At 58.3% G+C, this 22,324-nt stretch carries 11 protein-coding genes and 1 CRISPR repeat array; of the genes, 8 read left to right on the forward strand and 3 right to left on the reverse strand.

Going from position 1 to position 22,324, the window contains the following annotated elements:
- The first annotated feature begins 391 nt into the window (after nt 1–391).
- From D0Y96_RS18190 to cas2, 7 genes are all read left to right on the forward strand, one after another.
- A complete protein-coding gene (locus D0Y96_RS18190) occupies nt 392–2,638 on the forward strand; it encodes a CRISPR-associated endonuclease Cas3'' (RefSeq protein ID WP_117302847.1) in 2,247 nt (748 codons plus the stop codon).
- Between the two features lie 103 nt (nt 2,639–2,741).
- Nucleotides 2,742–3,407, forward strand: coding sequence for a type I-C CRISPR-associated protein Cas5c (cas5c, locus tag D0Y96_RS18195; RefSeq protein ID WP_117302850.1), 666 nt, complete (start codon nt 2,742–2,744; stop codon nt 3,405–3,407).
- The gene (gene cas8c, locus D0Y96_RS18200) at nt 3,404–5,167 is read left to right on the forward strand and encodes a type I-C CRISPR-associated protein Cas8c/Csd1 (protein ID WP_158562475.1); all 1,764 of its coding nucleotides are present in this window, start codon (nt 3,404–3,406) and stop codon (nt 5,165–5,167) included. The genes cas5c and cas8c overlap by 4 nt, the downstream gene beginning before the upstream one ends.
- Nucleotides 5,164–6,138 (forward strand): type I-C CRISPR-associated protein Cas7/Csd2, encoded by a 975-nt coding sequence (gene cas7c / locus D0Y96_RS18205; RefSeq protein ID WP_117302854.1) that lies wholly within the window; start codon nt 5,164–5,166, stop codon nt 6,136–6,138. Before cas8c ends, cas7c begins: the two co-directional genes overlap by 4 nt.
- A complete protein-coding gene (gene cas4 / locus D0Y96_RS18210; RefSeq protein WP_117302856.1) occupies nt 6,135–6,782 on the forward strand; it encodes a CRISPR-associated protein Cas4 in 648 nt (215 codons plus the stop codon). Before cas7c ends, cas4 begins: the two co-directional genes overlap by 4 nt.
- Before the next feature lie 16 nt (nt 6,783–6,798).
- Nucleotides 6,799–7,830, forward strand: a complete 1,032-nt coding sequence (gene cas1c / locus D0Y96_RS18215) for a type I-C CRISPR-associated endonuclease Cas1c (RefSeq protein WP_117302859.1) — start codon at nt 6,799–6,801, stop codon at nt 7,828–7,830.
- Between the two features lie 6 nt (nt 7,831–7,836).
- Nucleotides 7,837–8,127, forward strand: coding sequence for a CRISPR-associated endonuclease Cas2 (gene cas2 / locus D0Y96_RS18220; protein ID WP_117302861.1), 291 nt, complete (start codon nt 7,837–7,839; stop codon nt 8,125–8,127).
- A gap of 246 nt (nt 8,128–8,373) precedes the next feature.
- A CRISPR array of direct repeats spans nt 8,374–14,884; the repeat unit is 32 nt; unit sequence GTCGCTCCCCTCGCGGGAGCGTGGATTGAAAC.
- Between the two features lie 388 nt (nt 14,885–15,272).
- On the opposite strand, the gene D0Y96_RS18225 is transcribed toward cas2, so the two are convergent.
- The 3 genes from D0Y96_RS18225 to D0Y96_RS18235 all read right to left on the reverse strand — a co-directional run bounded on the left by D0Y96_RS18225 (nt 15,273) and on the right by D0Y96_RS18235 (nt 21,351).
- Nucleotides 15,273–18,920 (reverse strand): TonB-dependent receptor, encoded by a 3,648-nt coding sequence (locus D0Y96_RS18225; protein ID WP_117302863.1) that lies wholly within the window; start codon nt 18,918–18,920, stop codon nt 15,273–15,275.
- Between the two features lie 233 nt (nt 18,921–19,153).
- Nucleotides 19,154–20,635, reverse strand: coding sequence for a hypothetical protein (locus tag D0Y96_RS18230; RefSeq protein WP_117302865.1), 1,482 nt, complete (start codon nt 20,633–20,635; stop codon nt 19,154–19,156).
- Nucleotides 20,632–21,351, reverse strand: coding sequence for an RNA polymerase sigma factor (locus D0Y96_RS18235; protein WP_158562476.1), 720 nt, complete (start codon nt 21,349–21,351; stop codon nt 20,632–20,634). The genes D0Y96_RS18230 and D0Y96_RS18235 overlap by 4 nt, the downstream gene beginning before the upstream one ends.
- A gap of 59 nt (nt 21,352–21,410) precedes the next feature.
- Here D0Y96_RS18235 and D0Y96_RS18240 point away from each other — a divergent pair, with 59 nt between their 5' ends.
- Complete coding sequence (locus D0Y96_RS18240; protein WP_158562477.1) at nt 21,411–22,241, forward strand: DUF6454 family protein; 831 nt, start codon at nt 21,411–21,413, stop codon at nt 22,239–22,241.
- Nucleotides 22,242–22,324: the final 83 nt, after the last annotated feature.

The following is a 22,324-nucleotide window of genomic DNA, read 5'->3' on the forward strand; positions in this document are numbered from 1 at the left end:
GCTCTGCACGTCGATGAGTTTGACGCGCAGGCCGTGGCACTGCGTGCTGCTTCGATCTGGAGCCGGATTGTGGGGGCAGACGACATAGCGGTATATTTGCCTTATTTTCGCCCCATTCTGCACTGTCGTGTCAACTTCCTAGTCCTGGAACGGGCGGAAACCAGTCTCTAAGTCACAGATTTTCAGAGTGCAGAAAAATGTTGTGCCGATCCCTGTTCCATCGGGGCAACATAGCATAGCTTCATGTGCGGTAGGTACGGACGACGGACAGACAATCGGCTAACTTTAGGCAATATAAATATTTACAAGACCCTGGCGGCGCCTGCGTTTAACAATTGCATAGCGTGCAAGCCGACTTATAGAGACCAACGTCAATCATCAGGATGAAGCCATGATTTTTTACGCGCACTCCCGGCAGAACGATCCGGGCAAAGAAACCTGGCAGGAGCTCCGGCTTCATCTGGAAACCGTCGCAGCCAAAGCCGCAGAGTTCGCGCCCGAAGCCTGGAAGCCGCATGCGCGGCTCGCCGGACTCTGGCATGACGCCGGCAAATACCAGCTGCGCTTTCAGAGATACATCGCTCAAAACTCCGAGGCATCCAACGAGCCGGAAGCTCCCTCATCTGCCGGACGGGTTCAGCATGCCATCGTGGGAGCAGCCCACGCCAGGCGGGCCGGTCTCCATGCCGCGCCCATCGCGCTCGCCGTCCAGGCGCACCACGGCAGGCTGAAAACAATCGGCGATCTTGAAAGCGCTATTGAAAATACCGGCGCGGCTCTGCTCCGCGACGCGCTTCAGGACGGTCTGCCTGCCGACCTCATGCAGACCCCTGTTCCGCCGGTTCCGAACCAGGCAGAAGACAAACTATACCTCGCGCTCGCCACGCGATTCCTCTTCTCCGCGCTCGTCGATGCCGACTCTCTCGATACGGAGGAATGGGACAAAGGCGCGAAGCGGGACACTGCATATGCCGCCATCCCCGATCTGGCCTCTGCGGTGGAAGCAGCATGCCTCGACAGATCCCGGCAGGCCCTCGCGCATACCGGCTCCGCTCTGAACCGGATGCGCGCAGAAGTTCTGCGGCAATGCCTCGATGCAGCGAATCTGCCACCGGGTCCCTTCACGCTGACCGTGCCCACCGGTGGCGGCAAGACTCTCAGTGGTCTCGCCTTTGCGCTGCGTCACGCCGCTGCGCATGGCCTTGATCGAGTCATCTTCGTCGCCCCTTACACGTCCATTCTGGAGCAGACAGTCAAAGTATTTCGCGAGACTCTCGGCGAGCAGAACGTCGTCGAGCATCACTCCAGTATCGATCCCGACGGCGAGACCGACCGCAACCGCCAGGCCTGCGAAAACTGGGACGCGCCGGTCATCGTGACCACCAGCGTTCAGCTCTTCGAGACGCTCTACGCGAACGACAAAAGGCGCTGCCGCAAGCTGCACCGCATCGGCCGCAGCGTCATCTTCCTCGATGAGGTGCAGACCTTCCCCGAGCATCTGCTGCGCCCCATCCACTCGGCGCTCGATCTGTTGACGGAGCACTTCAACACCAGCGTCGTTCACTCGACAGCCACGCAGCCCAGGCTCATCATGCGCGCCAAAAGCGCTCCAGCTCCAAAGCAGGCCATCCGCGAGATTGTGCCCGATTACGCGCAGCATTTCCCCGTCATCGCCAACCGTTTTCGCATGGAAGTGCTCGGCGATGTCAAAACGCCTGTGTCTCTCAACCAGCTCGCGGAATCCGTGGGAGAGCACAGCCGCGTCCTCGCCATCCTCCATCGCAGAAAAGAGGCCGAGGAGCTTGCCCGCCTTCTCGGACCTGAGTGCCTGCATCTCTCCGCCCGCATGTGCGCCGAGCACCGCACCGAAGTCCTGGAAAACGTGCGGGATCGACTGAAGAACGGAGAGCCCTGCCGCCTCGTCGCAACACAGCTGGTCGAGGCCGGCGTCGATCTCGATTTCCCTGTCGTCTTCCGCGCTCTCGCTGGCCTCGAAACGCTGGCCCAGGCTGCCGGCCGCTGCAACCGCGAAATGCGCCTGCCCCAGCCGGGCCGCTTCATCGTCTTTCGCGCGCCTTCGAAGCCGCCCGCTAAGTCGTTACAGCGCGGTCTCGAAGAAGCTCTCGACTTCTTCCGCAAGGATCTGCCCGATCTCTGCGATCCTGATCTCTTCCCTAAGTATGCGAAAGCACTGATGAGTGGTCTCGGTCAGGATGGGAACGACTCCCAAAAGATACTGCCGTATGAAAGCGAGATCAATTTCCCCGAAGTCGCCTCCCGCTTCCGCATGATCGAAGACTCCGGCACGCCGGTCGTCGCCGACTATGGAGATGCTTGGTCCCGCGTGCGGGAGCTGCGTCAGGCCCGCCATGGCGGAGAGATGCGCGAAGCCTTCCGGCGTCTCCAGCGCTATACCGTCTCGCTCCAGCCGCAGGAGATCGCCCGCCTGCAGCGCCTCGGCGTGCTGGAAGCGCTGCTGTCCGGCCGCGACGCCATCGGGACAGAAAAAGAAGGCTCGTCAAATGAAGGCACATCGTGGGTGCTCAAACAAAGCGTTGTCGGCGTCTACGATCTCCGCTTCGGCTTCGGCTGGCAGGGCGGAGAGCGGGTTGAGCCGGAGGCATATATCGTTGGCTGAAAGCTATCCAGGACTTAGTAAATGATGTTATCACATAAGTAATCGGTATATAACTTGCCACTAGCCACGGCATGCTGTTTCTCCGACACTGCTCCTGAGACCTATGCCAACTCAGGAATTTTCTCTCCGTATCCGCGGCGGTATGGCCTGCTTCACACGCCCTGAATTTTCAACAGAACGTCTGTCTTACGAGCTGATGACTCCCTCGGCAGCGCGCGGCGTGCTGGAGGCCGTGTTGTGGAAGCCCGCCATCCGCTGGGAGATTACCTCCATCGCGTTGCTCCGGCCTGTGCGCTGGATCGAGTTCCGCCGCAACGAGGTGAACTCGCGCGTCTCGACGCAAAACGCTCTCCGCGCCTCGCGCGGCGGCGAGCCGCTGCCCGAGTTCTTCTCCGATGAGGACCGCGCCCAGCGCAACACGCTCGCCCTGCGCGAGGTCGACTACGGCGTCACCGCATGCATGCACCTGACCCCGCGCGCCGGAGATGAGGATTCGCTCGAAAAATTCCGCGCCATGTTCGTGCGCCGCATGAACATCGGGCAGCAGCACTATCAGCCGTATCTCGGCTGCCGCGAGTTCCCCGCCACCGTGGAGTTCTGGGACGGCACGCCCGCGCCGCTCGCGCATGAAACCCGCGAGCTCGGCTGGATGCTGCACGACATCGACTTCGGCCCACAGAACCAGGCGCGCTTCTTCCCTGCCCGCCTGGAGCGGGGTGTCATGCGCATCCCCGCATGGCAGATCTCAGCGGCAGGAGCGGCGCTGTGATTCTCCACGAACTGCGCGAGCTCGCCCGCCGCGAAGGCCTGGTCGACGACCCTGCCTTTGAAAGCAAACCGGTGCGCTGGATCATCGTTCTGGACGAGGACGGCAGCTATCTGTCGCTGCGCGATACCGAACAGGAAGTGCCTCTGCCCGAAGGCAAAAAAGGAAAGCCGAAGCGCCAGGCGTCGATGTATGGGATTCCACGTCGTATGGGCCGTACTTCAAAAGCCGTCCCCGACTTTCTGGTCGACAAATCCGAGTACGTGCTTGGCGCCGAACCGGACGATAAGCGATCGATGGAGGATTTGAAAGCACGCCGCAAACTGTTTGCCGACCTTCTGAATGAAGCCGCAGAGTCCGCGCAGAGCGAGGCCGGTAAAGCGGTATCGAAGTTTCTCGCCAATGATGCGGAGCGCGAACGATGTGCTTCTGAAATTGCGGAGCGAGGTTATGCGGGCAACGATCTGCTGACCTTTCGCGTGGACGGCGCGATGCTGCACGATGACGAGACGCTTCGTACATGGTGGCGGCAGCGCGGCGCTTCCGGCACAACGGAAAATGCAGCCATAACGCGCCAGTGCCTCCTTTGCGGAGAGAGCCGCCCGTCTGTCGACAAGCACGACGCATTGCAGATAGCGGGCGCCGTAACATCGGGCGTCTCACTTGTCACCTTCAACAGCGCAGCCTTCGAGAAGTACGGCCTCGAACGAAACGACAACGCCCCCATCTGCCGCGAGTGCATGACCGCATATGTCGAGGGCCTGCGCCGCCTCATCAACTCACGGTATATCAGCGCGCGCACCGGTGACCCCGTCACGCCGCAGAACGTGCGGCTCACCGGCGACACCACCGCCGTCTACTGGGCCAATGTGCAGGATGAGCTTACAAGCCTCCTGAGCGAGCTGATGTACTCGCCGCAAAAGGTGCGCGATCTGTTGAACAGTCCTCATCGCGGGCAGCATTCGAGCAGTGCAAACGAGCGCTTCTTCTGCCTCATCATCAGCGGAGCGCAGGGGCGCGCCATGCTGCGCAGCATGCACACGGGAACGCTCAGCGATCTGGAGAAAAACCTTAATCGCTACTTCGACGCCATTCGCCTGGAAGGCGATCGCGGAGAACCCAAACCACTCGGCTTCCTGCTGCGCTCGCTGGTTCTGCAGGGCAAGCTCGACCGCTTGCCGCCTCGGCTCGCTGGCGAAGTCTTCTTCGGCATTCTCTTTGGAGAAAAGCTGCCGCAGCTTGTGCTGTCCGCGGCAGTGCAGCGCAATCGCGCCGAACAAAAAGTCACCCCGGAGCGCGCCGCACTGCTCCAGCTCTTCTTCGCCAGCCATCAACAAAAGGAGGTTCCACTCATGAGCCTTGACGCTCAATCCACTGACGCCCCTTACCGGCTCGGACGGCTGCTCTCCACATATGAGCAGCTGCAGCGCCGCGCCCAGGGCGGCAATCTCAACCGCACGCTTGTGGACCGCTACTTCGGAGCCGCCTCCACGCGGCCCGGCACCGTGTTTCCGCAGCTTGTCCGGCTGTCGCAGAACCACCTCGGCAAACTCGGCCCGGCAGGCGGCTTCTATCAAAGCCTGATCACCGGCATCGTCGATGGCATCGACAACTTCCCCGCCATGCTCACGCTCGAAGAGCAGGGCCGCTTCGCTCTCGGCTACTACCATCAGCGCCAGTCCTTCTTCCGCAGCAACAAAAAGGAAGAAAATGACGCGACCGAACCGACCACAGACACTTCCGAAGGAGAGAACATCCAGTGAGCCGTCCCGATTTTTCTGCCAGCGAGCCTCTCGACAAGCGTTATGAAATCGTTCTGCTCTTCGACGTGCAGAACGGCAACCCCAATGGCGACCCCGACGCGGACAACGCCCCGCGTGTCGATCCCGAAACCGGCATCGGCCTCGTCACCGACGTGTGCATCAAGCGCAAGATCCGGAACTACGTCGGCCTCACGCGCGAGTTTGCTCCGCCGCACAACATCTTCGTGAAAGAGCGCGGCATTCTGGCCAACGTACAGCGCGACGCGCATAAAGCACTCGGCATCGAGCCCGACGGCAAGTCCATCGACAAGGCCCGCACCTATATGTGCCAGAACTATTACGACGTCCGCACCTTCGGCGCAGTCATGACCACCGGCAAAGCCGAGAGCGAAGCGGATGCCGCAGCTAACGCCGGCAAAAAAGCAAAGGGCGCAACCAAACTGTGGAACTGCGGCCAGGTGCGCGGCCCGGTGCAGTTCGGTTTCGCCAGCTCCATCGATCCGGTCATGAGCATCGCCCACACCATCACCCGCGTCGCGCTCACCAACGCCACCGATGCCGGACAGCAGGCTGTGACCGGCGAAGATGGTGAAGACAAAGCAGGCAGCGGACAGATCGGTCGCAAGCACGGCATCCCCTATGGGCTATATCGCATGCACGGCTTCGTCTCACCCTTCCTCGCCACCGACACCGGCTTCACAAAACACGACCTCGGCGTCCTCCTCGAAGCGCTGGAGCATCTCTTCGATCACGACCGCTCCGCCTCGCGCGGTGAGATGTCCGTGCGCGGACTCTTCCTCTTCGAGCACGACAGCAAACTCGGCAACGCGCCCGCCCACAAAGTTCTGGAGACCGTCAAAATCGGAAGCGTCAGAGCCCCGCGCCATTTTTCCGAATACGAATCGCATCTCCATGCGCCCGACGACGGAACGCAGCCCATCCCCGGCGTCACTGCCTGGCGATATCTGTGACCGCTGCCCCTGCCGTAGCGGAGTCCGAGGAGGACGCGCTGCCGCTCAGCGGATTGCAGCATCTTGCCTTCTGTCCCCGGCAGTGGGCGCTCATCCATCTGGAGCAGGCATGGGAGGAGAATCGCCTGACCGCGGAAGGCCGCCTGCTCCACGAGCGTGTCGACCTTCCCGGCCAGACCCGGCGCGAGAGCGTGCGCACCGTACGCGGCATGTGGCTTGAATGCCGGCGACTGCGACTCACCGGCCGCGCCGATGTGGTCGAGTTCCGCCCCGAGCCGTATCCCGTCGAGTACAAGCGCGGCAAGCGCAAGCCCGACGACTGCGACGCCGTTCAGCTCTGCGCCCAGGCGCTCTGCCTCGAAGAGATGCTCGGCGCCTCCATCCCCGCGGGCGCCATCTTCTACGGCGATCCGCGCCGCCGGCTGGAAATCCCCTTTACGCCACAGCTGCGTGAGCGCACCGAGCAGCTCGCCGCAACCATGCACCGGCTCTACCGCGAGCGCATTACGCCGCCCGCGCAGCCCGGACCATACTGCCGCAGCTGTTCGCTGATCAACATATGCCTTCCGGAAGCGACCGCAACGCAAACCGGCGCAGCGCACTGGCTGTCGCAGCAGCTGCGCTCGCTGAAGCAGGATTTGTAACTGCAACAGGCATATTATGCGGAAACTGCTCAACACGCTGCACGTTCTGACTCAGGGATCGTATCTGCACCGCGACGGCGAGACGGTCGCCATCAAAGTGGGTACGGATCTGAAACTGCGTGTGCCCGTGCACACGCTCGAGGGTCTGGTTTGTTGGGGACAGGTCTCCTGCAGCCCACCGGTGCTGGGCCTGTGCTGCGAGCACGGCGTCGGCATCTCGTTCCTCACCGAATACGGCCGCTTTCTCGCGCGCGTTACCGGACCGGTCTCCGGCAATGTGCTGCTGCGCCGCCAGCAGTACAGAATGGCCGATGGCGTCGATGGCGCTTTGGCCGTCGTACGCGCCATCGTCGCCGCGAAGATCGCCAACAGTCGCGTCGTACTGCTGCGCGCCGCCCGTGAAACGGATGACGAATCGCGGCAGCTCTCTCTGCGCGAAGCCGCAACCCGCCTCACCTGGGCTGGACTGGAAGGCTCGCGTGCTCTCTCCGTCGACCTAGCGCGCGGCCACGAGGGCCTCGCCGGGCAAATCTACTTTTCCGTCTTCGATCATGTCATCGGCGGCGACCGCGAAGCATTTCATTTCGGCGGCCGTTCGCGACGCCCGCCTCTCGACCGCGTTAATGCGCTTCTGTCGTTTGTGTATGCTCTGCTCCGCCACGACATCGAATCGGCGCTGGAGACGGTCGGCCTCGATCCCGCTGTGGGATTCCTCCACACCGACCGCCCCGGACGCCCCAGCCTGGCGCTCGATCTGATGGAAGAGCTGCGCGCCGCCGTTGCCGACCGTCTGGTGCTGACGCTGATCAACCGCCGTCAGATCCAGGCCTCAGGCTTTCAGGAGCAGGACGGCGGCGGCATCGTGATGGACGAGACGACCCGCAAACAGGTCATCGCTGCATGGCAAACGCGCAAACAGGAAGAGATCGAACATCCCTTCCTCAAAGAGCGCATTCCCATCGGCCTGATCCCTTACGTCCAGGCTTTGCTTCTTGCGCGTTACATCCGGGGAGGACTGGATGCCTATCCCGCATTCTTCTGGAGATAGCCGCCGATGATGGTGCTGGTCAGTTACGACGTGTCGACGCGCGACGATGCAGGAAAGCGCAGACTGCGGCGCGTGGCGCGGCTGTGCGAAAATTACGGACAGCGCGTACAGAATTCGGTCTTTGAATGCCTGGTCGATCCGTCGCAATGGGTAGTGCTCCGGGCTGGACTGCTCTCTGAAGCCAACTCTGAGGAAGACAGCCTGCGCTTCTATTTTCTGGGAGCCGAATGGAAACGCCGCGTCGAGCACGTCGGCGCAAAACCTGCATACGATCCGGAAGGCCCGCTCATTCTGTAATTCGTTGTGACCGGTAAATATCTCGCGTAAATATCGCTCTGCATCATCAAAGTGCGGCAATGGTCCTGCGCGAACCCGAAGCATGCAGCGGATTCCCGCGACCTCCGCGCTGCCGCCAGACAATTGATTCCATGAGGATTATCGTGTGGCATCCATTGATTCCCCCATCCCGTCAGCGCCGGACCATGCCTTTCCGCAAATATGGCATCATAAATCCAACGGACAGAAGGATTTCTCCTGTCTGCGGTCGCTCCCCTCGCGGGAGCGTGGATTGAAACGGCATCGCTCATGGATGGTTTACGGAAGACGGATGTCGCTCCCCTCGCGGGAGCGTGGATTGAAACAACAGCCGCTTGTATGACTTGCCGATGTGTACCCGTCGCTCCCCTCGCGGGAGCGTGGATTGAAACACACGCGCTGCTAAGGCTGTGGGCAAGGACGCAGCCGTCGCTCCCCTCGCGGGAGCGTGGATTGAAACGTGAGCACACGCACAGACGGAAAGATTAGCTCAGTCGCTCCCCTCGCGGGAGCGTGGATTGAAACAAGTTGCAAACTATCGAGAACGTGCAGGAGCGCAGTCGCTCCCCTCGCGGGAGCGTGGATTGAAACTGGAAACTTACGATGAGGCAGCTGTATGCGCTCCGTCGCTCCCCTCGCGGGAGCGTGGATTGAAACAACTTATCGTCGACGGGCCTGAAGCATCTGGCTGTGTCGCTCCCCTCGCGGGAGCGTGGATTGAAACGAATCGAAGGGCTGGAGGGCGTAAAGCAGGCGCTCCGTCGCTCCCCTCGCGGGAGCGTGGATTGAAACCATTCGAGTTTGCCTCCGACCCATACTTCTTCGGTCGCTCCCCTCGCGGGAGCGTGGATTGAAACTTCCCGAGATTGACTTCACGAGTGGCCATAGCTACTGTCGCTCCCCTCGCGGGAGCGTGGATTGAAACACGCTTGCGAGCTGCTGCGACAACATCCTGCGCAGTCGCTCCCCTCGCGGGAGCGTGGATTGAAACGCCGTAACCACGCCGATCACAGTCACGATGCCAGCCGTCGCTCCCCTCGCGGGAGCGTGGATTGAAACCATGCACCTGATGCACTTGAAGAGCAAGGGATCAGGTCGCTCCCCTCGCGGGAGCGTGGATTGAAACTGTCACCAGTCCCCAATTCTAATTATTGCTCAGGAGGTCGCTCCCCTCGCGGGAGCGTGGATTGAAACAGGAGAGCCTATGGAAACACTGGAAAAACCGAAGTCGCTCCCCTCGCGGGAGCGTGGATTGAAACTGTTGCGGGAACTGATGATTGAAAGTTGCCGCCGTCGCTCCCCTCGCGGGAGCGTGGATTGAAACAATGCTCCTTTTCCTTTGTCTGCGATCAATACGGCGTCGCTCCCCTCGCGGGAGCGTGGATTGAAACAGCCCAGTGATCAGGCCGTGAGTCAGGCTCCAAAGTCGCTCCCCTCGCGGGAGCGTGGATTGAAACACCGACTGGCGATGGTGGAGAAATCGAGTTTACGCTGTCGCTCCCCTCGCGGGAGCGTGGATTGAAACACGGACACCGGCCATCCCGCGCACGGCATCGGTGGTCGCTCCCCTCGCGGGAGCGTGGATTGAAACCACCGACTGGCGATGGTGGAGAAATCGAGTTTACGTCGCTCCCCTCGCGGGAGCGTGGATTGAAACCTGATTTACCGGAATAACTCCCGATGTATCAGCGAGGTCGCTCCCCTCGCGGGAGCGTGGATTGAAACGCCGCTGTTACTACCGTCGCTATTCAAAGCAAACGGTCGCTCCCCTCGCGGGAGCGTGGATTGAAACATTTCAACGCTACGCAAGGCGTGACGCTGTTCTGTCGCTCCCCTCGCGGGAGCGTGGATTGAAACAGTGATTGGTGCTCCATGCCTTCGCTACCTGTGGGTCGCTCCCCTCGCGGGAGCGTGGATTGAAACTATCCTTGCGCGGATAAGGTCACTAATGACTGTTCGTCGCTCCCCTCGCGGGAGCGTGGATTGAAACAATGCCGGAATTGGTTGTACTCCAGACAGCAACTGGTCGCTCCCCTCGCGGGAGCGTGGATTGAAACACATCGGCCACATTCGCGGTTATCAGAAGAAGCGACGTCGCTCCCCTCGCGGGAGCGTGGATTGAAACCCAGATGAAAAGAAATCGTCAACAATCACATACCGTCGCTCCCCTCGCGGGAGCGTGGATTGAAACGCTAGATTGGGTTTCAACACAGTCAACAACATCTCGTCGCTCCCCTCGCGGGAGCGTGGATTGAAACAGCATTGCGGTTGTCTTTGCCAGCACGACTGCAAGCACGTCGCTCCCCTCGCGGGAGCGTGGATTGAAACCAGCTATTGCGGTGACGACACATATCAAATCAACGTCGCTCCCCTCGCGGGAGCGTGGATTGAAACCTCATCATCTTGCTGTTGGTCATTGGCCCGGAAGTGTCGCTCCCCTCGCGGGAGCGTGGATTGAAACCTTTTGATGGTTTCTGCAGAAGAACTGCCTTTTTACCGTCGCTCCCCTCGCGGGAGCGTGGATTGAAACGGAAGTACCGACGTGGGCGAGAGCGGTCTGACGCGGTCGCTCCCCTCGCGGGAGCGTGGATTGAAACTTCCAACTCCTCCAGCGTCATGTCTTTCGGCTCTTTGTCGCTCCCCTCGCGGGAGCGTGGATTGAAACTACTGCGCACGCACGCGCGTTATATATATCAACCGAGTCGCTCCCCTCGCGGGAGCGTGGATTGAAACCGATACCTTGTCAAGCAGATGTTCGATCACAGGCAGTCGCTCCCCTCGCGGGAGCGTGGATTGAAACTTTAAACCTAGTGTCCATCGCACGATGTCACCGATGTCGCTCCCCTCGCGGGAGCGTGGATTGAAACAACTCTGCAATGATTGCGTCTGCTGCAGCTAATGTCGCTCCCCTCGCGGGAGCGTGGATTGAAACGAGCGCCAGGCTGATTAGTCTCCGGATAGGTGCGTGTCGCTCCCCTCGCGGGAGCGTGGATTGAAACCCCTAGTACCCCCATCAATGCCGACTCCTGCGCGCCGTCGCTCCCCTCGCGGGAGCGTGGATTGAAACTACGATAAATTCGTAATCCTCATCCGAATTGGTAGTCGCTCCCCTCGCGGGAGCGTGGATTGAAACGTCATTGAACCGTTGCCGGTATACGTCCACTGCACGTCGCTCCCCTCGCGGGAGCGTGGATTGAAACTCCTTGATTTGGTCTTTCCGGGAGTTACGTACTACGTCGCTCCCCTCGCGGGAGCGTGGATTGAAACGACAAATACTGGGGTCACATGGAGCGTAGACGGCGGTCGCTCCCCTCGCGGGAGCGTGGATTGAAACGACAAATACTGGGGTCACATGGAGCGTAGACGGCGGTCGCTCCCCTCGCGGGAGCGTGGATTGAAACGCAATGACCGTACCCGTTACGGTGATCTGTCCGGTGTCGCTCCCCTCGCGGGAGCGTGGATTGAAACTGCCTCTCGTGGAGCCACGTTGAGATCGAGACACGTCGCTCCCCTCGCGGGAGCGTGGATTGAAACTTGCATGTTATAGACGATGGCAACACTTATTGGGGTCGCTCCCCTCGCGGGAGCGTGGATTGAAACTGGCAAACCATGCAAGCACAGAATGAGCTACTGTCGTCGCTCCCCTCGCGGGAGCGTGGATTGAAACATAGACCGCCGGGTCCTGGGAACGAGCGATCTTCGTCGCTCCCCTCGCGGGAGCGTGGATTGAAACCAGTGACTACGCCACAACGGGTAGCAACCAGTACGTCGCTCCCCTCGCGGGAGCGTGGATTGAAACAACACAGGTTCCGGGGTAGTGTCCGGCGCGGCTGTCGCTCCCCTCGCGGGAGCGTGGATTGAAACACATGGGCCATCAGCAGAGTGAAAGATCTTCGCCGGTCGCTCCCCTCGCGGGAGCGTGGATTGAAACGGTCTGAATCTTGCCGCCGTCCAGCCTGTAGTGCACGTCGCTCCCCTCGCGGGAGCGTGGATTGAAACCAGTATGAGGACACCTCGACTGCGACGTTGAGTTGCGTCGCTCCCCTCGCGGGAGCGTGGATTGAAACAACCTATGTGGGAACGCATAGACGGGATTGATTGTCGCTCCCCTCGCGGGAGCGTGGATTGAAACATAGTTGTAGCTGGGAAGCGAGGCCGACTCGCCCAGTCGCTCCCCTCGCGGGAGCGTGGATTGAAACAGCTGCTCGGCGCCTCGATCTATGGCGAGTACTGTCGCTCCCCTCGCGGGAGCGTGGATTGAAACTGCATGGTTTCGGACTTTCCGGAGATCCTGCGTACTGTCGCTCCCCTCGCGGGAGCGTGGATTGAAACAATTGTCCGCAGACCTGATAGGGCGACCGGCGGAATGTCGCTCCCCTCGCGGGAGCGTGGATTGAAACCTACAATGCGCCGCTCGATGGACTGTGATGTATCGTCGCTCCCCTCGCGGGAGCGTGGATTGAAACTAATCCGCCACGAAGAGCATGCAGCTCAGGTTATGTCGCTCCCCTCGCGGGAGCGTGGATTGAAACATGATTCGTCGTGTCGGAGAATTTGCGCCGGAGAAGTCGCTCCCCTCGCGGGAGCGTGGATTGAAACACTTCCGGCACAGTGACAGGAAGCTTCGTCCATACCTGTCGCTCCCCTCGCGGGAGCGTGGATTGAAACTGATCAACTTCGATACGCCGAATCCCGGAGATGGTCGCTCCCCTCGCGGGAGCGTGGATTGAAACCTCTTCGACCCGTCGCAGTACGGTTTCGAGTCGGGTCGCTCCCCTCGCGGGAGCGTGGATTGAAACACGCTCGAAGACAGCAAGCCTGTTCCGCAGATGGCGGTCGCTCCCCTCGCGGGAGCGTGGATTGAAACTGACTATCCAGACCAAACCAGCTTAGGCAATGACTTCGTCGCTCCCCTCGCGGGAGCGTGGATTGAAACTGTTGACCTTTGAACAGGTGTTTGTAAGCACGGTTGTCGCTCCCCTCGCGGGAGCGTGGATTGAAACCTGATGGGAGCGGCGGGCGGATGCGGTTCCGCGCTCGTCGCTCCCCTCGCGGGAGCGTGGATTGAAACTTTCGCGTCCCTTGTTCTTAGCGCCACCGCCATGTCGCTCCCCTCGCGGGAGCGTGGATTGAAACTTTCGCGTCCCTTGTTCTTAGCGCCACCGCCATGTCGCTCCCCTCGCGGGAGCGTGGATTGAAACTGCTCTTTCCTAACCTGGGGCCTTTCCGCTCTCGTCGCTCCCCTCGCGGGAGCGTGGATTGAAACCGGCTTCAGCGACGTAGCGGAAACAGCCGATACGATGTCGCTCCCCTCGCGGGAGCGTGGATTGAAACCGGTGTGGGTCTGGACGAAGCAGCCGGCGCATAACGTCGCTCCCCTCGCGGGAGCGTGGATTGAAACGGTCTGAATCTTGCCGCCGTCCAGCCTGTAGTGCACGTCGCTCCCCTCGCGGGAGCGTGGATTGAAACCAGTATGAGGACACCTCGACTGCGACGTTGAGTTGCGTCGCTCCCCTCGCGGGAGCGTGGATTGAAACAACCTATGTGGGAACGCATAGACGGGATTGATTGTCGCTCCCCTCGCGGGAGCGTGGATTGAAACCCGAGATTTATCCGGCTGCGCATCGCCACGCCGACGTCGCTCCCCTCGCGGGAGCGTGGATTGAAACTAACCTCAACCGTGAGCAAGCGCAGGAGCTGCAGTCGCTCCCCTCGCGGGAGCGTGGATTGAAACATATGGTCGCCGTCTACGGCTACGCCGCGGCCGGCGTCGCTCCCCTCGCGGGAGCGTGGATTGAAACACACTGGGCGAATGCGTGAGCGAGGTCCGGTAATGGGTCGCTCCCCTCGCGGGAGCGTGGATTGAAACCGCATGGGTCGTAAGCATCGCTGATTATGTTGCCGTCGCTCCCCTCGCGGGAGCGTGGATTGAAACACGTTTAACGAGGGCGCGGAGCACTTACAGACATCGTCGCTCCCCTCGCGGGAGCGTGGATTGAAACGGCCATGTTTGCGAGTGTGGCCAGCGCGTCGTCGTGTCGCTCCCCTCGCGGGAGCGTGGATTGAAACGTTCCGAGCGCCACGTTGAAAGCAGCCGTGGCGCGTCGCTCCCCTCGCGGGAGCGTGGATTGAAACGCGGTCGGATGGCCGCAGTGACGCACTACCCAACGTCGCTCCCCTCGCGGGAGCGTGGATTGAAACAGTATGACTCTGGGGTGATTCGAGCCACAGTTCACGTCGCTCCCCTCGCGGGAGCGTGGATTGAAACTGAAGCCTGACTCATCCGACCAACCGGTCGAGGGTCGCTCCCCTCGCGGGAGCGTGGATTGAAACGTCTAGCCCCTTTCGGAGGCATGCGGGAGTCGCAAACGTCGCTCCCCTCGCGGGAGCGTGGATTGAAACCGTGAACGCCGTGGCCATCGTGCGCTGTCCCTGAATGTCGCTCCCCTCGCGGGAGCGTGGATTGAAACTGCGTGGGCGTCGAAGTCGTCGCACCCTGGGCCGGAGTCGCTCCCCTCGCGGGAGCGTGGATTGAAACGGCGCGAGGTAACGGAGAACTCCCAGACCGCCAATGTCGCTCCCCTCGCGGGAGCGTGGATTGAAACCTGACGCTCTCTGCGCTGTTCGCAACCGGATGTTGTCGCTCCCCTCGCGGGAGCGTGGATTGAAACCGCGGTAGCCATGGGGAGGTGCCCAGCAAGCGCGACGTCGCTCCCCTCGCGGGAGCGTGGATTGAAACGGGCCTCAGCAGGGGCGACGCTGAGACTCTTGGGTGGTCGCTCCCCTCGCGGGAGCATCTGACGATTCAGCAGCTACGATGGAGTTAAAATACGCTCGAAATTGCTCTTTCATAGTGAATCTGCTTCACCAGATCGGAGCGGCAGCAGCTAGCGGCAAGACGACGGCCCAGGCTTGCAAGAAAGCGGAGATTGTGGAGCAGACGTATTTCCGCTGACGCAAAGAGTATGGCGGGCTGCAGGTTGATTAGACGAAGGGGTGGAAGAAACTGGAGCAGGAGTACGCAAAGCTGAAGCGTCTGGAGTTGGGTGAGCAGAAGTGAGGAAGCTCAAATCTCCTCCGCACCATTTTGTGGCGCGGAGGAGATTTTTCGTTACACGGTGTTTGTCTTAGAAAATGACCTTTGCGAAGAGTTGGATAAAGCGTGGAGTATTTCTCTGGCTGCCATCGAGTGTTCCAAACGTAGCTGCCGATGGTGTGGTATAGGGACTTGAAAACCACGGATGATTGAAAGCATTGATGAAATTTGCGCTTGTCTCAACCGAGAGTCGATCCGACACGCGGAATTTTTTCTTCGCAGCCAGGTCGATAACGTTCTGTATCGGCGAACGCGTGTTTCCCATATTGTTTGGCATATAGCGAACGTTGTACTGCAGGTTAATTCTGGAGTCAGCACGCATGGCTGCCGATGAACTCCATGAACCGCCTCCGGGAGCTGTGGGAAGATAGAAACCGCTTACATCTATCAGCGGTTGTCCGGTTCCAATGAGTGAATGCTTGTAATTGAAATGCAGCTTTTGGGGATCGCCGGAGAAATACACATTGCCGAAATCGAGAGGCGTGCCGCTCTCTCCCTGGTACATGCCGGTGGCCTGCCATCCGCCGAGGAAAGCATCCGCCCATCCCGGAAGCGTATTCAGCCACTTACGACCCCTTCCAATTGGAAGCTCCGCAACGAACGTCGCCGTGAGGTGATTGGGAACGTCGTACGGGGAAAGCGAGCGGACCGGCAGCACCTGAAAGTCGTTGTTAAATCCACTGCGCTGGATATCCTTTGACCAGTTATAAAGCACGTTGAACGAATATCCATTGCCAAAGCGGCGTATGAGGCGTGCCTCCATAGCCTGATAATTAAACGATGCGTTAAAGACTGTCTCGGTTACGGAAGTGAACTGAGGCATAGCTCCCAACAGTTGATAGACCGAAGTTGTGCTGCTCTGATTCAGGCTTGTGGAATTGACGGTGGTAGAGCCCAGGAGCCCCTGAAATGGATTTGGCACCTGTGCGGTCAGTTCGCTGATCAGATTGGTATCCCGGGTCTTCATTGTGGAGAGATATTGCTCCGGAACCGCGCCGGGAAGATTACTGTTGTTGCTTATGTGCCACCCTGTTGACCCAACATACACGACGTCGGCAACCAGTTTGTCAGGCAATGCCTGCTGGACTTCTGCCGTCCAGTGCATTGCATAGGATGTCAGCGGATTCAGAGGGAAAAAGGTTGCACCCTGCCCAAGATTCTGGGTAAGTCCAAGACTCGAACCTGTTGGTTGGATCACTCCGTTTGGAAATGGATTGCTGATATTGGCGTCAAACGTCAGGCCATTGTTTATGGTAGGCACCATGGTTGTGGTCTGGCTGAAGCCGGCGAGGTTGCCGCCGGCATAGTTGTCCATTGTCGTCACCCAGGGTATTTTGTACAGACCGACACCACCGCGCAGGACGGTTCCGTCATGCACGGTATAGGCCAGGCCAACCCGCGGCATAAAGACCGCGTAATCCGTATTAAAGAAGCTGCGGTGCTGACTATCTGCAAAGGTGTAACCGCCCAGCACGGAAAGGCTCGACTTCACGGGGAGTCCAGATCCAACATTCAACCCATTCGGAAAACTCGCTGCAAAGGCAGCCTGCGCGCCCGCCTGTATCGGATTCGCGGAGGTCAGGTCGAATCCGCGTGCATTGCGGTTATAGCGCTCAGTCGGTGCTCCCTCATACTCGTAGCGCAAGCCTGCGGTGAGCGTGAGCCTGGGCATTATCTTCCATTCATCCTGAACGAAGGCCGCGTGATACAGACTTTGTCCAGCGTAGCTGGCATCCACGTCAATGCTGCCGCTTGTCGGCAGACCGGTCAGGAGGCTGGCAATTCCCATTCCGAATTCCGTTGCGCTGGTATCCGTCTGGCTTGTGAAATTGCCGTTGAAGGTATACGTGCCATTGTTATTCCCTGGCGAATAGGCGTTTATGCGGTAGAGCGTACCTTCATAGCCGAACTTAAGAAGATGCGACCCAAAGCTCTTGGTGATGGCGGCTGCCGCGGTGTATATATTGCCAGGTCTGTCAAGGATCGATCTTGAATTCAATTCCGAAAAGTCTGTGCTGGTGAAATACGGAAAGTAGGCGGGAGCGCCGAATTGCCGAACAACTGAGCTCGGAAATCCTAAAGATGTGTAATCGAACCCCATGGCTGCGGAGTTATAGCTCTGTTCGTAGCGATTGAAGCCAAGCCGTGCATCCAGAACAGTGGTTGGAGATAACGTGACCGTATCCGTAATGCCAAACCCGTGGTTATCGATTAGATAGGACGCCGATGATGGATTTATTCCATCAACCGCCTGAGTCCAGTTATTGATTCCATTTACCCGATGGCTCTGGAAGTAATCTGCCGCCAGATGCTGGTTGGTGCCGATGTAGTGATCTATGCGCAGCAGCCAGGCATGGTAGTTGTCGGTCTGAGCATCCGGGCTATAGTAGTTGACCGATCCATCTGCCGCAGCTCCGGGAATATTCGGCAACGGGAAGTAAGTCATGTATTTCGATCCAATTGAATTGATGAGATTGGAAGGAATCTGATTATTCAGGAATGGGGCGCGAATTACGTGACCTCCGCTCGTTGCGGTGGCGGAAAACGGATTGTAGATCTGCTGGTTGGGGTTGCTGCAGATACCGTTGACAAAACCCGTCGTGCAAATCTCTGACAGGTCGCCGCCCCGCATCTTCTGCGTCGGAACTGTAAAGTTGGCTGGCGAGGGAGTGTAATCAAGAACATTATCCAGAAAGAAGAAGAAAAAGGTCTTGTTCCTGCCGTCATAAATATGAGGAATCATGACGGGACCGCCAATTGTGCCGCCGAAATGATTCGAGCGCTGTTCCGACCGGCGCTGGCCGAGAAGATTTGCTTTAAAGGTATTTGCATTCAATGCTTCGTTTTCAAAATACTCATAAAGAGCGCCGTGAGGAGTATTTGTGCCGCTCTTTGTATTCAGATTGACGTTTGCGCCTGCTGTATTCCCATCAGATGAGTTGTACCATTGGGATAGCACTTTGACTTGATCAATAGCTTCCGTCGGAGGCACAAATGCCATCCTTGTATAAGTATTAATGCTTGTAAAAGTGCTGTCGACGCCGTTATCGGGTATGCCGTTCAGATAAAACGAGCTTGCTCCGGGAACTCCATTCATTTGAAATGCGGTGATCGCGCCATTGTCAAATACACGGCTGTAATATGGGTTTCCTGTCCACACGCCTCCGCCTAACAGACGAAGAACCATAACCGGATTTGAATCGGCAAGCGGGAGCTCGCTCATGTCTTTTTTGTCGAACAGTTGAGATACGTCCGCATTCGCAGTTTCCAGCACTGCATCTTCACCGCTGACAACCGTGATGTTGGCAGACGTTCCGCTGACTTTCAGCGTCACGTTCACCTTGACCTCCTGAGCGGTATCAAGCTTCAGATCGCGCATCTCCCAGTGTTGAAAGCCGGAAGCATCCACGGAAAGCACATACGTCCCAGGGTCGATATAGTTCAGAGCATAATCGCCTCCCGCATCTGACTTAACAATTGCTTCGACACCCGTTGCCTGATTGTGGAGCGTGACCTTTGCACTGGGAACAGCAGCTCCGGTCTGATCTGCAACAGTACCTGTGACGCTGGCGCGATATTCCTGAGCGCTTGCAGACACGCTGTAAAGAGAAAAAATTAACACACAGAAAAGCGCGACTCGTCGTGGCCACCCTGCAAAGGTCCGGCTAAACGCCTGCATACATCCTCCTAAAAAAATTGAAAAAATGCGCTTCCATGCGCCAGGCAAGACCTGTGGTCGATACAGAAAAGCCGGCTATGTTTTGCGTGTTGATAAGGTGGAGTTTTTCTAGAGGAGGGTGCAGGATTGATATTAAAGTACGAAGAATTTCGGCTCGTGATAGCGATTTGCTTTCAAGGCACGAGAGACAAGCGCACTTGTAACGTGTCGAGCAGCGCCTGTGCTCAGCTATGTCAGTTTCGAATCAGAAGGCTGTTCACCTGCTGCAGACTGGCGTCGAAAGTTGTATCGGCCGAATCTGAGCCGCGCCACAGAAGTTCGTGCAAAGAAGCATCCAGGCGCATTGCTTCGGCAAGCGTAAGCACATGCGAAGAAGAGCCTGGACGCGCGCTGAACATGGGCTCGATATTTGCAGAGAGTCCGGCCTCCAATTCTCCCAAACTCCGTTTTTCTGCTTCAACAAGCGCGGCCATGTCTTTTTCGCAGGAGCAATGCGCCAGGGCAGCACGCCGCTTTTCCAGCTTGTCGACAATAAAGGCACGTCCAAGAATCTTCTGAGAAAATCGCAGCGCCTGATTGCTGAACTCGGCTCTGGCTTCCGAATTCTCGTACTGCTGCCTGAGCCAGTCTGTTGCCAGCGCCGGCGCTTCTCCCGTGATGTGAATCCTGGCGGGAAACAGATCGCTGATGTCGCCCGGATTCGCGGCGAAATGAATCTCCAATGAGATGCCGGGGTATGCCGCAAACTCTTTTTCCACTGCCTGTTTCCGGTTATCGTCCGGGACAACTGCCTTTACCCGGACATCCGGGCCGTTCCGCAGAACGATCGCTTCCCAGCCGGAATCAGCATTTAGTTGATGCAATGCCATCCAGGCCTGTACCTCCAATAAGTCGCCCGGATTATCCACATATTGCGGCTTTGGAGGAACTACCTTAGTGACAATGTCAGCTACTGGCAATACCGCCGGCAAAGGCTCAGTATCTTCGGAAATACTAACTTCTTCGTCGTCGATGAAATCCAGCGTCAATTTCGTTGGATGGAAATCGGAGGCTCGCAATTCCAGGCTTGCCTCGCGAACGGTATCATCTTCTTCTGCAATCGTCCGGATTTCCCATGAAGCATTATTTTTTATGACATGGTCCGTACGGTGCTTCAGCGCCGATCGCCACGCCGCATAGGTTCGCGCTGAAAGCGGGTTCCCGCTGGCCCATCGTGTTTTGTTTATGTGCTGCAATGCGCTGTGGCAGCGCACGGATGTTTCCAGCAAAACCAGTTGCTCGCTTCGTCTTCCGCTGGCGCAGATTTGCCCGCTCACCTGGATTCGGAATCCTGCAGCTTTGCTCCCATCGGTCTCATGCTGCATCGCATCCGAGAGGAGTTCGCTGGCGTTTACCGCCGGAATCATGCGCGGATAGAAAAGAAGAATGGCCAGGACACAGAGGCAACCCGCGACCACGGCAAGCGCGGGCGTCCAGGGGAACGCAAATTCCTTCCGATTCTTTATCAGATCCCGGGCAGGCTCCCCTAAAGCCTCCTGGTATCCGATCTCCGCCATGTGCCCGATCACAGAATGTACGAATTGGAAATCCGCGAACTCCCTGCGGCAGGCAGCGCACTCCACCAGATGCTTTTCCGCTAACTGCCGATCATTCGTCGAGAGCCGTTGCCCGGCCAGTTCCAGCAACGCTTCTTCTGTAAGGTGTTTAACTCTCATCGTTTCTGTGCAGGCTGCAACCTGGCGCGAACTTTTTTTACCACACTCAGAGTAACTCTACGCGCCGTCCATCGGGATATTCCGAGCACCGAGGCAATTCGGGCATAATCATATCCCCGGAAATACATCAGGACGCACTCGCGCTCGCGCTCAGAAAGCTCGCTCAATACCTTTGCGCTCAGGCGAACCATGGCCTGGTCAATCACACGCGCTTCTGGAGAAGGCTGACTATCCGGAACATCCAGCACTGTGCGCCTGCCGTCATCGGTCACGGTATCCAGAGAGGTGTGCAAATCCGGTCGCCGCTCACGAAAACTGCGAGAGGCCAGACGCCTGGTCACAACTCGCATCCATGCCCCCACCCATTCCACTGTCTTGCCTGTAGCTTCCGCACGAAACAATTCGACGAATGTTTCCTGCGTCAGGTCCTCTGCTTCAGCCCAGTCATGCACCAGGGAGTATGCGTAGTGAAAGATTCGCTTCCATGACTCCGCATGAATGCTCTTTGCTGTCGCCCCAAACTCATCCTGGCTCCCATGATTGGGTTCTTCTAAGGGTAATGGGGGATTCAACGAAGCACCGCCGCCTGTTCTTAATCTCTCAATGTATTTGCGAAAAGACTGTACCACTCTCACTTGTACAAACGATGAACAATGCGCTGCGCTACACTGACAATCTCGCTGGTACAAATTACCGGGCAGGCCACCGTAATCCATCCATTCTTCTTTTAGAAGAACTGAGATCCTTGATCGGACCCGTTCCAACGAGGGAGCAGATGACCAAGAGCAGGTTTTTTCGACAGGTGTTCTTAACATTCCTGTGCTGCGTGCCCGCCATGCAGCCTTTGGTTTCACAACAGGCAGAATCGGCAAAACCGGCATGGATTGCCGGCATCGAAAGCGCGCGGCTTGTGGACATTACTTCATTGGAAGGAACGGTCTACCATGTGCAAGGCATCGATCTTGACCAGGAACATGTCTGGGTGACCTCGGTGGATAGCCAAAACAAAAGGGCATATCTGCATCAGTTCAACCGGACGACAGCAAAGCTGGAACGCACAGTGGACCTTACGGATGGCCGGCGTTATCATCCCGGCGGATTTTCCATCTATAAGGATTCCATTTGGGTTCCGGTTGCTGAATATAAGCCTCACAGTTCCGCGGTATTGGTGGAACTGGATAAGAATACGCTGAGAGTAAAACGAAGAATTGTGGTTCCTGACCATATTGGCTGCCTGGCGGTGACAGACGACAGCCTCGTCGGCGGGAACTGGGATAGTGCGCAGCTTTATGTCTGGAACGTAGAAGGGAAGCGGGTGCGTGTGATAGACAACCGCTCCGGGCATGGCTATCAGGACATTAAATTCGCCGCTGACGGTGATCTTGTCGGCTCAGGCGGCGGTGCCGTCGATTGGTATTCCTGGCCATCGATGAAGCCTGTGCGCAGCCTTCACAGCGGAAGCACTGACAGAGGTAAGCCCTATACGAGCGAGGGGATGGCAATTAAGGGAAACGATCTTTACTTTCTTCCGGAGGATGGCCCAGCAGCCCGACTTTTTCACTTTAGTCTTGCCGAGCCCGGGATATCGCCACTTTTCCACAGGTAAAAATCGTTCCCAACCGTTCCCCCAAATACCTACCAGCGCTACGAACTCCTTAGAAGTCGCTCCTTTCTAATCTATCTAAAACC

Source organism: Paracidobacterium acidisoli (assembly GCF_003428625.2).
Taxonomy (GTDB): Bacteria; Acidobacteriota; Terriglobia; order Terriglobales; family Acidobacteriaceae; genus Paracidobacterium; species Paracidobacterium acidisoli.